Below are 13,685 nucleotides of genomic sequence, written 5' to 3' on the forward strand. Positions count from 1 at the left end.
TGATATTTAGTATGGGATAAACATGGGATTTTTAGGTTGGACAGCAGCGGTCGGAGGACTGCTATTGATTATGTCACTCGCCTCGGGGTGGATTTCCCGCGGTCCGGTGACGACGTTTGGTTTATATCTTGCTGCCGGGATCGTTTGCGGTCCCTGGGTTCTGGATTTATTGCATATCGATCTGGTGGCGTATTCCACGCTCACCGCACATTTCACTGAAATCGCCATGGCGGCGTCTTTGTTTATTACCGGGCTGAAACTGCGGTTGCCTTTTAGTGCCCAAAGCTGGCGCGTTGGCGTATTACTGGCCTTTCCTGCCATGTTACTTACCGTCCTGTGCGTCGCGGCTATGGCTCATTACATTACCGGTATTTCCTGGCCGCTGGCACTGGCGCTGGGCGCCATTATCGCGCCAACGGATCCGGTGCTGGCCAGCATGATTGCGGTGAATGATGCCAATGACGATGACGGGCTGCGGGTAGCGCTTTCCAGCGAGGCGGGGATGAATGATGGTTCCGCGCTGCCGATCCTGATGCTGGCCCTGATGCTGATTACCGCACACGACGGGTTGTCCTCGCAGGAACTGTGGCACTGGGCGGGCCGCGATGTGGTGTGGGCTTTACTGGGCGGGCTGGCGATAGGGTTTGCGATGGGGAAACTGGTGGGGCTGAGTGCGACACGTTTTCACAGCCGTCAGCGCACGGTTGCACCGAGTGATTTTCTGGCGTTGTCACTGATTGCACTCAGTTATGCCGCCGCGCAATCTCTTGATGCTTCCGGTTTCCTTGCGGCCTTTGCCGCCGGTGTCGGGCTGCGCAGCGCGGAAGTGCGCGTGGTTTCCCTGCATCCGCCGGAGGATATGACTGAGGGTTCGCGCCCGCCACCCGCTGAAGGCATGGTTAATCCGCACCAGCGTCACTCCATGCAGGCTGAGAAGCCGCGCAATTCGATCGGACTGATGGTTGGTGATGCGCTGTCGTTTGGCGATACCATTGAGCGGATTTTTGCCGCCGGGATTGTCATGGTGCTCGGGATAACGCTGGCAGAACATTGGGAGCCTATGGGACTGCTGATTGCCGCGCTGCTGTTTATCGTCATCCGTCCTCTGGCTGTTTATATCACGACAATAGGCGTACACGTGCCGAAGGGGAGGCGGCTGATGATTGGCTGGTTTGGCATTCGCGGTATCGGCAGTATGAACTATATCGCTTACGCCTGGACGCACGGATTACAGGGGGCGGATGCCAACTATATGACCAATATTGCGTTCACGGTGATTGTCACCAGCGTGGTGATCCATGGCATAACCGTATCACCGATATTGCACTGGCGGCAGGCGAGGCAGGAGGCGGCGCAGGAAGAACGGGAGGCGAGGGAAAGAAGCCAGGAAAAAGAAGCATAAAGAAACGGACGCTCAGGGCGTCCGTTTTTGTCTCTGGCATTGCGGTCAGGCAATCTGTTTTTTACTGAGGCTGAGCATAAAGAGCACCGCAGCGCACAGCACAACAGAAGGGCCTGCCGGCGTATCATAGAATGCCGAGAACGTCAGGCCGCCGGTCACGGCAATGATGCCAGTCGCCACCGCGAAGCAGGCCATTTGCTCCGGCGTTTTAGCGAAGCGTCGCGCTGTCGCGGCGGGAATAATCAGCAACGAAGTAATGATCAGCGCGCCGACGAACTTCATCGCCAGACCGATCGTCAGGGCCGTTACCAGCATCAGGACGATGCGCGAACGTTGCAGATTCACACCATCGACATGAGCAAGTTCCGGGCTGATGGTCATGGAAAGCAATGCCTGCCATTGCCAGCAGAGCACCGCAATGACCACCGTGACACCGACCGCAATCATCCAGATATCGCTGTAAGTGACTGACAGCAAATCGCCGAACAGATACGCCATCAGATCCACCCGCACGCCGGACATCAGGCTGACCACGACCAGACCGAGCGACAGCGCGCTGTGCGCCATAATCCCGAGCAGGGTGTCGACGGCCAGATGCGGTTTACGCTCCAGCACCACCAGCAAGACGGCCAGCAATAACGTGACGGCGATAACGGTATAGAAAGGGTTAACATTGAGCAGTAAACCAAACGCTACGCCGAGCAGAGAGGCGTGGGCCAGCGTATCGCCAAAATAGGACATCCGACGCCAGACCACGAACGAACCCAGCGGACCGGCCGCGACAGCCAGTAACACACCGGCCAGCCAGCCGGGTAATAACAGCGCAATCATGCGTCACGACCTCCGGTATTACGTAAAATGATCTTCCCTTTTAAATCGTGACGATGGTTGTGATTATGGCGGTAAATCGCCAGTTGCTCTGCGCCACGGTTACCGAACATCGCAATAAATTCGGGATGTGTAGAAACCACTTCCGGCGAGCCGGAGCAGCAGATGTGCTGGTTCAGGCACAGTACTTCGTCCGTTTTTGCCATCACCAGATGCAAATCATGCGACACCATGAGCACCGCGCAACCCAGTTCGCAGCGCAGGCTGTCGATCAAATTGTACAGCGCCAGTTGTCCGTTGACGTCAACGCCTTGCGTCGGTTCATCAAGCACCAGTAACTGCGGGCTGTTCATTAACGCACGCGCCAGCAGAACACGCTGATTTTCCCCGCCGGAGAGTTTTTGCATCGGTTGATCCAGCAGATGCGCGGCCTGGACGCGTTTGAGCGCAGGCAGAATATCGCTTTTCTTCACACCCGGTTTCAGGCGCATAAAGCGGCTGACGGTCAGGGGCATGGTGGGATCAAGATGAATTTTTTGCGGAACATAACCGATACGTAAACCGGGTTCGCAGGTCATCGTGCCTTCTGTCGGCGCAATCAGGCCAAGCACAACGCGTACTAATGTGGATTTTCCCGCGCCATTCGGGCCGAGAAGGGTCAGAATTTTCCCCGGTTGCAGGCTTAACGAGATGTTGGACAGCACCCGTCGCGAACCGAAAGTCACTGAAATATTTTGGAGCGTAGCTAATGTGGGCATGTCATAGGGTCTTGCAGAACAAATCGGATGTTATAATATTGCGTTTCGCTAAAAATAACCAGTTTTCCCCCAACCCGAAGGTGAGTTCACTCAGCATGATACAGAAAAAAAGCGTTAAACGGATGTTCCTGGCAGCCGCAATATTGAATTCAGGTGCGGTTTTCAGTACCCAGGCTGATGTTCTGACTTCCGTACGCCCGCTGGGTTTTATCGCCTCTGCCATTGCCGACGGCGTCATGCCAACGCAAGTGTTACTGCCGGACGGCGCATCGCCGCATGACTTTGCATTGCGTCCTTCAGATATTCAGCGCATGCGCAGCGCTGACCTGGTGGTGTGGGTGGGACCGGAAATGGAAGCCTTTATGACCAAATCAGCGGCGCAACTGCCGCCGAACCGTCAGGTGGCTATCGCGACGTTACCGGCAGTGAAACCGCTGCTGCTCAAAGGCAGTGACGACGATGAACATGACCCTGATCACGCCCATGATCATGACGATGATGAACACCGTCATGGCGAATATAATATGCACGTCTGGCTGTCGCCGGAAATCGCCCGCGAAGCCGCCATAGAGATCCATAACAAGCTCGTCGCGCTGGTTCCGCAGAAAAAGCAACAATTAGATGCAAATTTATCTCATTTTGAAGACAGCTTGACAAAAGCTGACAAAAACCTTGGTAGTATTCTGCAACCTGTTCAGGGTAAGGGATATTTTGTTTTTCACGATGCCTATGGCTACTTTGAGAAACACTTCGGCCTTTCGCCGCTTGGTCACTTCACGATCAATCCCGAAATTCAACCCGGTGCACAGCGATTACATCTCATTCGAACACAGTTGGTTGAGCAAAAAGCGACCTGCGTTTTTGCTGAGCCACAATTCAGGCCAGCCGTCATAACGGCTGTTGCCCAGGGAACAAAAGTGCGTATGGGCACATTGGATCCGCTGGGGAGCAGCATTGCACTGGGGGCGGACAGCTATGTGAACTTTCTGTCACAGCTGACGAACCAGTACCTGAGCTGCCTGAAGTAAGCTAAAAGGACAGAATTTAAGTGCAGCTGATAGCCCGTTCTATCGCTCTGGCGTATAGCAACCTTCCACGGCCCCACCGCATTATGCTGGGGTCGCTTACCGTCGTCACACTGGCTGTGGCCGTATGGAAACCGTTAGCTTATCACCCGGACAATGACCTCTCTGATACCCGACCGCTGGTTAAAAATATCACGCTTGATAATCAGCAACTGCGTTCGCTACTTCCTGAAGCCAGCGAGCCTATCGACCAGTCTCCCCCCGCTGATGATGACATCCCGCAAGATGATCTTGACGACAAAACTGTCAATGAAGCGGGCGTGCATGAGTACGTGGTTTCTACCGGCGATACCCTCAGCAGCATTCTGAATCAGTACGGCATTGATATGTCGGAAATCGCTGCGCTTTCAGACGCCAACCGCGATTTACGTAATCTGAAAATTGGTCAGCAAATTTCGTGGACGCTCAATGATGCCGGTGATTTACAGCGCCTGACATGGGAAAAATCGCGTCGCGAAACCTATACCTTTGACCGTTCCGGAAATACCTTCAAATCCTCTCTGGAAACCCTGAAAGGGGAATGGAAAGACTCCGTATTGAAAGGGACGCTGAACGGCAGTTTTGTCACCAGTGCCAAAGCGGCAGGGCTGAGCAGCGCTGAAGTCAGTGCTGTCATTAAGGCGCTGCAATGGCAACTCGATTTCCGTAAATTGAAGAAAGGCGACGACTTTGCGGTACTGATGTCCAATGAAGTGCTGGACGGTAAGAACGAGCAAAGTGAATTGCAGGCCGTGCGTATGCGCACTGGCGGTAAAGACTACTACGCTGTGCGCGCCGAAGACGGTAAGTTCTATGACCGTACCGGCAGCGGGCTGGCGAAAGGTTTTCTGCGCTTCCCGACAGGGAAACAGTACCGTGTTTCGTCTAACTTCAATCCGCGTCGTCTGAATCCGGTGACCGGGCGTATTGCGCCGCACCGTGGTGTCGATTTCGCCGTCCCAGTCGGTACGCCGGTGCTGGCGGTGGGCGATGGTGAAGTGGTCGTTGCCAAGAATGGCGGTGCTGCGGGTAACTATGTGGCAATTCGTCACGGTCGTCAGTACATGACCCGTTATATGCATCTGCGTAAACTGCTGGTGAAACCAGGCCAGAAAGTGAAACGGGGTGATCGCATTGCACTTTCCGGCAATACCGGCCGCTCAACCGGTCCGCATCTGCACTTTGAAATGTGGATTAACCAACTGGCTGTGAATCCGCTGACGGCTAAACTGCCTCGTACCGAAGGGCTGACAGGTAAAGATCGCAGTACTTATCTGGCCACCGTGCGTCAGGTTGTTCCTCAACTGAAGCTTGACTGATTTCTTCGCGCTTAATTTTCCAAGGCAGTGATTTATTGCAAAATAAATCACTGCACTTATCATTAAGGCAGAATTTGTCATAAGAGCCTGAGCATGCAGCCAGAAAAAGAAAAACGATCTACCGTAGAATTCATTCCGCAGTTTCAGAAAGCCTTCTATCATCCGCGCTACTGGGGCGTCTGGCTGGGCGTCGGGGCGATGGCCGTGATGGCGTATCTGCCTGCGAAGGTTCGCGATCCCCTCTTAGGCAGTCTTGGCCGTCTGGCCGGAAAGTTTGCGAAAGGCGCACGGCGTCGTGCGCAAATTAATCTGTTGTATTGCCTGCCCGAAACGCCTGAAGCCGAACGTGAACATATCATTGATGAAATGTTCGCCACCGCGCCACAATCCATGGTGATGATGGCTGAACTGGCGATCCGTGACCCTAAAAAAATCATGCAGCGTGTTCACTGGCACGGCAAAGAAATTGTCGACCAGATGCATGCCGAAGGCAAAAATGTGATTTTTCTGGTACCACACGGGTGGGCTGTGGATATCCCGGCGATGCTGATGGCCGCTGACGGACATCCGATGGCCGCTATGTTCCATAATCAGAAAAACCCGCTGACCGATTATTTATGGAATACCGTCCGCCGCCGTTTTGGTGGCCGCATGCATGCGCGTAATGACGGCATTAAGCCGTTCATCAGTTCGGTGCGTCAGGGTTACTGGGGTTACTATCTGCCGGATCAGGATCACGGTGCTGAGCACAGCGAGTTCGTCGATTTCTTCGCGACCTACAAGGCGACATTGCCTGCTGTCGGGCGTCTGATGAAAGTGTGCCGTGCGTCGATCATTCCGTTGTTCCCGGTCTATAACGGCCGCGAACAACGGCTTGATATTTATGTGCGCCCGCCGATGGATGATCTGGCCACTGCCGATGATAACCGTATCGCGCGGCGGATGAATGAGGAAGTGGAAGTCCTGGTCGGGCCGAATCCGGAACAGTACACCTGGATCCTCAAGCTGTTGAAAACCCGCAAACCGGGTGAGCCGGAGCCGTATTCGCGCAAAGAGCTTTATCCCAAAAAGTAACCGTAAAAAGATTTGAACAAGCTGAGGCTCACACCTCAGCTTTTTTTATGCCTTTTCAGGAATGCGCCTGAGAAACGCGGCAATCAGTAATGCGCCGGTCAGGCCGGGAATCATGCCCGCCAGCATAAAAATGCCGTTGCCCAGCGCGAAATATAACTGCTTTGTCACTTCAATGCCCGCCGCAAAAACCACAATAGTGAGCAGTCCCAGCGCCGCAGCGACCGTGCCTTTGCCGGTTGGGCTGGAAAACAGCGTCAGGCGGTAAAGCCCGGCATTCACCAGTCCTGAGCCCAGCGCATAGAGGCTTAACCCGCCAATCATCCAGCCCCAGGCGTGTTCCATAAACAGCGCGGCATAGGCACTGACTGCCAGGCCGAGAGCGATCGGTGCGATACCGAGCCAGACTGGCGTGCGGATATTCACTTTGCCACTGAGTTTGCTCAGGGTGATGTTACCGATAATCAGCCCGGTGAACACCGGCACCTGTAAACCTCCGTACTGAAGTGGCGTCATCCCCGCATCCTGAATCAGCAACACCGGCGACTGTGCCACCCAGGCCAGCAGCGGAAGGGTGACCAGCCCGATAGACAACGAGCCGAGAACCACGCCGGTATTGGTGAAAACTTCGCGATAATCGCTCAGTAACCGGCGCATTGAGAATCTTTCTCCGCGTCCGCTGGCGGTTTCCGGCATGCTGCGCCACAGACCCCAGAATGAGAATGCAGCGACCAGTGAGAACAACACAAACATGGCTTTCCATGGCGCGTAATGAATGAACGCCGCGCCAGCCAGCGGCCCGAGCAGGGGGGCTATCAGCGTGATATTTGCCATCAGTGCCATCAGTTTAACGCTCATCGTTTCACTGAACGCTTCCTGAATGGCGGCATAACCCACCGCGCCGATAAAGCACAGGCTCATCCCCTGTAAAAAACGCATCAGAATGAACTGTTCGATGTTTTGGGTGAAAACCGTCAGCAGACAGGTGATGGTAAAAAAGGCCACGCCTGCCAGCAACACCGGCCTGCGCCCGAGCCGGTCAGAAAGCGGCCCGAGCAGCCATTGCAGCAAGATACCGCCGCACAGATAAGCGGTCAGCGAGGTTGAAACCCAGTCGGCACTGGCGCTGAAGTCATTGATTACCTGCAACATACCCGGCTGGATCATATCGTGGGCGATATAGGTGGCAAATTCGAATAATACCAGCGACAGCGGGAACAGCCACTGGCGTGTGCGTAGCCTTGACGCGGGCGGTGAAAGTGACGACATAACGTTAACTCTCCGGATCTTAAAATCGAAAAAGCGCGGCCTGTAAAAGCCGCGCTAATAACCATCACATTAAGAGGATTTTTCAGTAGCGGTTGGCATAGGCCGCAATGGGGTTTTCCAGCGTACCGGCGAATTTCAGGTTCTGCGCCGGGTCTAACAGGTTGATCATCTGCTGGTTATTCGCCAGTTGCAGACGGTTCAGACACGAATGTGTGAACCGGGCGCCAAACATGTCATAACGGGCAAATTTCTCCGCCAGTTCCGGATACTGAATCTGGTAATCACGTACCACTTCAGCCACCCCCTGCCAGAACTGCCCGGCAGAATAATCGCTATGCTCTTCCAGAATACGGGCGATAAAGCGGAATACCCCGGCAAACACATCGGTGAAGATCGACAGAATTTTCAGATCTTCCGGTACATCTACCGCCAGACGTTTGGCTTTTTCAGGCAGACTGGCGTCCGGGTTCATTACCGCAATTTCCTCGGCGATATCCTTCATGAAGGCGTTGACCGGAATATTGTTTTCGAAACGCAGGATCAGGTTTTCACCGTGCGGCATGAACACCAGATCGTACTGATAGAAGCAGTGCAGCAGCGGGCTGAGATAGGCATGCATGTAGCGTTTAAGCCAGTCGCCGGTGGCCAGACCGGATGATTTGATCATCTCGACAATCAGCGCATCGCCATGTTTGTCGGTGTGCAGCAGGGCGGCCATGGTCATCAGCCGCTGGTTGGACTGTAACAAGGCGACCGGATTTTCACGCCACAGCGCCGCGAACATTTTCTTATAGGGGCTGTCGCCTTTGATGGCTTTTTCGAAATAGTGATTGTGATAACCGAGCGACGCCACTTCCTGCAAAATGCTGAAACCAGTGGATTGCAGATACGCATCGTTTTCCACCAGGTCTGCCAGCCATTCATTGATGCCCGGCGTGGTCGCCATGTAGTACGGTGAAAGCCCGCGCATAAAGCCCATATTCAGGATCGACAGCGCTGTTTTAACGTAACGACCTTTCGGACGGCTGGCATTGTAGAAGGTGCGGATCGACTGTTGCGCCAGATAGTTATCATCACCTTCACCGAGATAGATCAGAAACTGGCGGGCAATATCCGGCGCGAAAACGGTCAGTAATTTGTTCTGCCACTGCCACGGATGTACCGGCATGAAATAGTAATTTTTCGGATCGACACCTTTATCAATCAACTTTTGCGTGAAAGCACAAATCTGCGCTTCGCCCAGTTCTTCTGCGATCAGTTTTTCATACGGCAAACCTTCGACACTGGCGAAATGGGCTTTGTCATGATGAACCGCGACCCAGACCAGTTGCAGGGGACTGGCGGCTTCCGGCGCGTAACGGACGTAATCACCGGCATCAAAACCGATACGGCCGTTGTTGGCAATAAAGGCAGGATGGCCTTCGGTCATGCTGGTTTCGACGGTCTGGAAATCGGCCTCACACAGTTGTTTCGCTGTGGTGTGATTGTTCGCCAGTTTGTAGGCACTGCTGTAAAGCGTGCTGCTGATTTCTTCCAGATAGGTCGGCAGCATGGCTTGTGAAATGCCAATCTGTTGCGCGAATTCAATGATGAATTTAACGGCGTCCAGCGGCTGCGGGGTAAAATTATCCAGACGCTGAATGCTGCCGAGATCAATCATCCAGTCATTCAGAGGCAACTGACGCGCACGGAAACGGTATTCAATTTCTGAGGCCGGAACTGCCAGCTGATAGTCAGTCCAGGTGCCGGTTGTTTTCAACGCCTGAGGCGCGAGCAGACGCTCATGGGTCAGTTCGGACAGGCACTTACGCAGCAGAAGGGCATTCGCTTTCGCCCAGATTTCCGGTTGCAGGTGTTCACCGGTTTGCAGTTTTGCAGGAGTCATGATGTGTTTTTCCTTCTGGCTTGCCTGATAAAAATCTTCACGCTGACAAAATGCCAGCCATGCCGTTTTGTGTGTCAGTTGAATCTGTTTCTGATAGCGGAAACCGGCGCGCTTATTCAGCTTGTGAATTTTTTCGTTGCGAACATCCGGCTCGACCACCACACGGCGGACTTCGGGCTGGCTGAACAGATATTCCATGACGGCCGAAAACACCTGCCAGCTGAAGCCGGACAGCGGTTTTTCAGCCGGTGACAGCAGAATATGCATGCCCATATCGCCGGGCTGGACGTCGTAATGTTCATGCAGAGGGTCGTCCTGAACCGGATAGCATTCGATGAGAAATTGCGGCTGACCGTTGATTTCGCCCATCAGTGCGGCCTGCGGTTTACCCTTCGTCAGGTCGCGGTAAAAACTGTCGACTTCCGCGACAGTACTGTTTTGCATTCCCCAGAAATGCGCATAAGACTGCGTCATCCAGCCGTGTAACACGGCGGCATCTTTTTCCAGAGCCAGCGGGCGTAAAGACAGTGTTCCTGCGTCGCGCTGGCAGGAAAATAGGGAGGGAGAAGTGGCTTCAGACATGGGTAAATTCTCCGTTAGTTTGCGCCAGGGCTGCGGGTGCCGAAGGTCTGGAAGGCGATGGATTTCTCCACCGGATACACTTCACGGCCGAGCATTTCGCGGATAATGGTGCTGTTGCGGTAACACGCCATGCCCAGATCCGGGGTGACGAAGCCGTGCGTGTGCAGTTCGGCGTTCTGTACGAAAATCTGGTTGTGCGCATCAATGCTGTAATTGCGGTTAACCGCGTAACGGCCTGCGTCATCCCACTGAATGCGGTTGTAAATGCCTTCAACAAACTGCGGTGGCTGATAGGCGTAACCGGTCGCGAGGATCACCGATTCCGTGCGGTGAAGGTATTCCTGCTGTTGCTCGTGATGCAGCAGGCTCATTTCCAGTTCGCCGCTGCGGTTGCGGGTCAGCGCCGTCAGTTCAGAATGCGTATACAAATCGACATTCAGCGGGCCGTCGAGGCGTTTGATGTACATCAGGTCATAGATGTCATTGATCAGACTGATGTTAATGCCCTTATACAGGCATTTTTGTTCACGATTGAGCTGATCGCGCTTGCTCACCGGCAGTGCGTGGAAATAATCGATGTATTCCGGTGAGGTCATTTCCAGGGTCAGTTTGCTGTATTCCAGCGGGTAAAAACGCGGGGCGCGGGTCACCCACGTCAGATGGTAATCGTGCTTATCAATATCAGAGAGCAGATCATAGTAAATTTCCGCCGCGCTCTGACCGCTGCCGACGACGGTGATAGATTTTGAATTCTGAACCTGTGCTTTGTTAGGCAAATAGGCCGAAGAATGATGCACATTCCTGCCGGCATCCCGTGCACAGGCGGGCATCCACGCCGACGGTCCTGTGCCGAGAACCAGTCGTTTGGCGCGGTAAATCTGTTTTTCACCGCTTTGGGTGGAGCGTGTTTCGACCAGATAGCATTCCTGTGCGGCATCCCAGGTGACCAGTTCCACGCGCGTGGAGAATTGCAGGCTGGTCAGCTGACCGCATGCCCACTGGCAATACTGGTTGAATTCTTTGCGCATCATGAAGAAATCTTCACGGATGTAGAACGAATAGAGTTTTCCTTGTAATTTCAGGTAATTGAGAAAACTGTATGGGCTGGTCGGATCGGCGAGTGTCACCAGATCGGCCATGAACGGTGTCTGTAAATGTGCGCTTTCCAGCATCATACCGGTGTGCCAGTCGAAGCTGTCATTCTGGTCTAAAAACAGACCGTTCAGCTCTTTCACCGGTTCCGTCAGACAGGCCAGTCCGAGATTAAACGGACCGATGCCCACGGCGATAAAATCATATGTTTGGTCGTTTGAACGAGTACTCATAGTGCGGCTCCTTTTACCGGTTTTTCGCGGCGCTCAGCGTGCTGGCAGTCAGTTCTTTGCCGTAATGCGTGATCAGGCTAAGCACATCGGCAACGTCTTCCGTGGTGGTGGTGGGGTTCAGTAAGGTGAATTTCAGATACTGACGCTGATGCACTTTGGTACCGGCGATAACGGCGCTGCCGTCGCGGAAAATGGCCTTGCGGATCCCGGCATTGATTTCGTCAATCTGTTCATGACTCAGCGACACTCGTGGTACGAAACGGAACACCAATGTGCTCAGTTCCGGTTTATGCAGCACGTCAATATTCGGATTCTGTTCCATCATCTGATGCGTTTCTGTTGCGCGCGCCAGCAGCATATCGAACGATTCGCCTAATGCCTGCTGACCCATAATGCGCAACGTCAGCCACATTTTGAGGGCATCGAAACGTTTGGTGGTCTGGATACTTTTGTTCACCAGATTCGGCGTGCCTTCCAGTTTCGCACTCAGCGGATTCAGGTATTCGGCGTGATGCGTAACGTGCTCCAGATGGCTGTGATCGTTAACCAGGAATGCGCTGCAACTCACCGGCTGGAAGAAGGATTTGTGGTAATCCACGGTGACGGAATCGGCCAGATGGATCCCTTCAATGCGCTGGCGATGTTGAGGAGATACCAGCAAACCACAGCCGTAGGCGGCATCAGCATGCATCCAGATTTTTTCCTTGCGGCAGATTTCAGCGATCTCATGCAGCGGGTCGATGCTGCCAAAGTCAGTCGTACCGGCGGTTGCCACGATGGCAATCGGAATCAACCCTTCAGCGTGGCAGCGCTCAATCTCCTGAAGGAGCGCGGTAATATCCATGCGGAAAGCACTGTCGCAGGCGACCGGCACCACGGCGTCGTAACCCAGGCCGAGCAGGGCAGCGGATTTCTGAATACTGAAGTGGCTGACCTGTGAACTGAAAATGCGCCAGCGGTTGGCTTCCGGCGGCAGACCCTGATACTTGATGCTGTGTTGCGGACGGGTGCGCTTGCAATGGCTGTCTCGTGCCAGCAGCATGGCCATCAGGTTAGACTGCGTACCGCCACTGGTGAAAATACCGTCTGACTGTGCGCCAAAGCCGATACGGGCGAGTGTCCAGTCAATAACTTTTTGCTCAATGAGAGTGCCGCCTGCGCTCTGATCCCAGGTATCTACCGAGGAGTTGATGGCGCTGATAAACAGCTCCGCCAGCTGGGAAGGCACCACGGTCGGGCAGTTGAGATGCGCGAGGTATTTCGGATGGTGGAAATAGACCGCGTGCTGAAGATATAAATCATCCAGTTCTTCCAGCGCCAGTCGGGTTCCGTCTAAAGGTTTTGTCAGATCAATATGGCGAAATTGCTCAGCTAATTCAGTCGGGGAAACGCCGGAAAAAGGTTTCTCAGTATGGTTAATATGGGATTTAATTAATTCAAGACCTTGTTCAATCTGCGCCTGCCATTCAGGGGTACTGTTCTGGTTAAAAATATAACCTTTATTTTTGCTTATATTCGCCTGAGTGGTTGTCAGGTCTTTCGTGCCGGATTGCATTAATTCCCAGTTATTTATCTGGCTCATTCTGGATCCTTTTGGTTAGTCCTTTTCATCCTCAGCAGGCGTGGGGCGGCCACCCGGATAAAGTCAGGATTTAGCAGTGAACGTAGGCATCAGCAGGCAGGGCTGATGGCCATGCCTGTAAAATGTATGGTTAAATATTTTATGTTATAAAAAATAAATAGTGATATGTCTTGTTTGATTTCCTTAGTGCGGATTTATACAAGGTTTTAACGATTGAGCATTATTATAAATGCAAATCATTATCATTCAATAACGAGAGTGAACATTTGCTCATAACGAAACTTTTTGATTGTTTAATGTGATCAGAGTCACACTAAAGCTTAAATCAAATGCAATATATACATATTCCTATGGGAAGAATCTGTATCTGTTATACGTTTGTTGACTTAAAAGGCTGGCTGTTTTGTGATGAAAAGTTATATTTAAGCGTAATGTTTGTAGGTGTAATAAATTTCGCTGCACAATGTTTTATACGGTGAATCAGATTATTTCAAAGTAATGGCAAAATAATGATCACCTTAAGAAGGTTGGCTGACCAGCAGGCGGGAAAATAAATTTCGGGGCAGGGCGAAAGTAAAAAGGCCGGTTAAGTTAACCGGC

Annotated in this window: 10 protein-coding genes; 4 read left to right on the forward strand and 6 right to left on the reverse strand. The window is 53.0% G+C overall.

Annotated features, from left to right (window positions below):
- Nucleotides 1-22 precede the first annotated feature (22 nt).
- Nucleotides 23-1,402 carry a cation:proton antiporter gene (locus RAHAQ2_RS10295; RefSeq protein ID WP_015697170.1) on the forward strand — a complete coding sequence of 460 codons (1,380 nt, stop codon included), beginning with the start codon at nt 23-25 and terminating at the stop codon, nt 1,400-1,402.
- A gap of 45 nt (nt 1,403-1,447) precedes the next feature.
- Here RAHAQ2_RS10295 and znuB read toward each other — a convergent pair whose 3' ends face one another.
- Together znuB and znuC are read right to left on the reverse strand one after the other, a co-directional pair.
- Nucleotides 1,448-2,233, reverse strand: a complete 786-nt coding sequence (znuB, locus tag RAHAQ2_RS10300; protein ID WP_015697171.1) for a zinc ABC transporter permease subunit ZnuB — start codon at nt 2,231-2,233, stop codon at nt 1,448-1,450.
- Nucleotides 2,230-2,988, reverse strand: coding sequence for a zinc ABC transporter ATP-binding protein ZnuC (gene znuC, locus RAHAQ2_RS10305; RefSeq protein ID WP_013575305.1), 759 nt, complete (start codon nt 2,986-2,988; stop codon nt 2,230-2,232). The genes znuB and znuC overlap by 4 nt, the downstream gene beginning before the upstream one ends.
- A 95-nt stretch (nt 2,989-3,083) precedes the next feature.
- Here znuC and znuA point away from each other — a divergent pair, with 95 nt between their 5' ends.
- From znuA to lpxM, 3 genes are all read left to right on the forward strand, one after another.
- On the forward strand, nt 3,084-4,016 hold the full coding sequence (znuA, locus tag RAHAQ2_RS10310) for a zinc ABC transporter substrate-binding protein ZnuA (RefSeq protein ID WP_015697172.1): 933 nt from the start codon (nt 3,084-3,086) through the stop codon (nt 4,014-4,016).
- A 20-nt stretch (nt 4,017-4,036) separates the two neighbouring features.
- Nucleotides 4,037-5,371, forward strand: coding sequence for a murein DD-endopeptidase MepM (gene mepM / locus RAHAQ2_RS10315; protein WP_013575307.1), 1,335 nt, complete (start codon nt 4,037-4,039; stop codon nt 5,369-5,371).
- Between the two features lie 93 nt (nt 5,372-5,464).
- Entirely contained in the window at nt 5,465-6,445 is a 981-nt protein-coding gene (gene lpxM, locus RAHAQ2_RS10320) for a lauroyl-Kdo(2)-lipid IV(A) myristoyltransferase (protein ID WP_015697173.1), read from the forward strand.
- Nucleotides 6,446-6,490: 45 nt separating this feature from the next.
- Here lpxM and RAHAQ2_RS10325 read toward each other — a convergent pair whose 3' ends face one another.
- The 4 genes from RAHAQ2_RS10325 to RAHAQ2_RS10340 form a co-directional block, all read right to left on the reverse strand.
- The gene (locus tag RAHAQ2_RS10325) at nt 6,491-7,711 is read right to left on the reverse strand and encodes an MFS transporter (RefSeq protein WP_015697174.1); all 1,221 of its coding nucleotides are present in this window, start codon (nt 7,709-7,711) and stop codon (nt 6,491-6,493) included.
- An 82-nt stretch (nt 7,712-7,793) separates the two neighbouring features.
- Entirely contained in the window at nt 7,794-10,178 is a 2,385-nt protein-coding gene (locus tag RAHAQ2_RS10330; protein WP_015697175.1) for a GNAT family N-acetyltransferase, read from the reverse strand.
- Nucleotides 10,179-10,192: 14 nt separating this feature from the next.
- Nucleotides 10,193-11,503, reverse strand: coding sequence for a lysine N(6)-hydroxylase/L-ornithine N(5)-oxygenase family protein (locus tag RAHAQ2_RS10335; protein WP_015697176.1), 1,311 nt, complete (start codon nt 11,501-11,503; stop codon nt 10,193-10,195).
- A gap of 13 nt (nt 11,504-11,516) precedes the next feature.
- The gene (locus RAHAQ2_RS10340) at nt 11,517-13,085 is read right to left on the reverse strand and encodes a pyridoxal phosphate-dependent decarboxylase family protein (protein ID WP_015697177.1); all 1,569 of its coding nucleotides are present in this window, start codon (nt 13,083-13,085) and stop codon (nt 11,517-11,519) included.
- Nucleotides 13,086-13,685: the final 600 nt, after the last annotated feature.

Origin of the sequence: Rahnella aquatilis CIP 78.65 = ATCC 33071 (genome assembly GCF_000241955.1) — a bacterium.
GTDB lineage: Bacteria > Pseudomonadota > Gammaproteobacteria > Enterobacterales > Enterobacteriaceae > Rahnella > Rahnella aquatilis.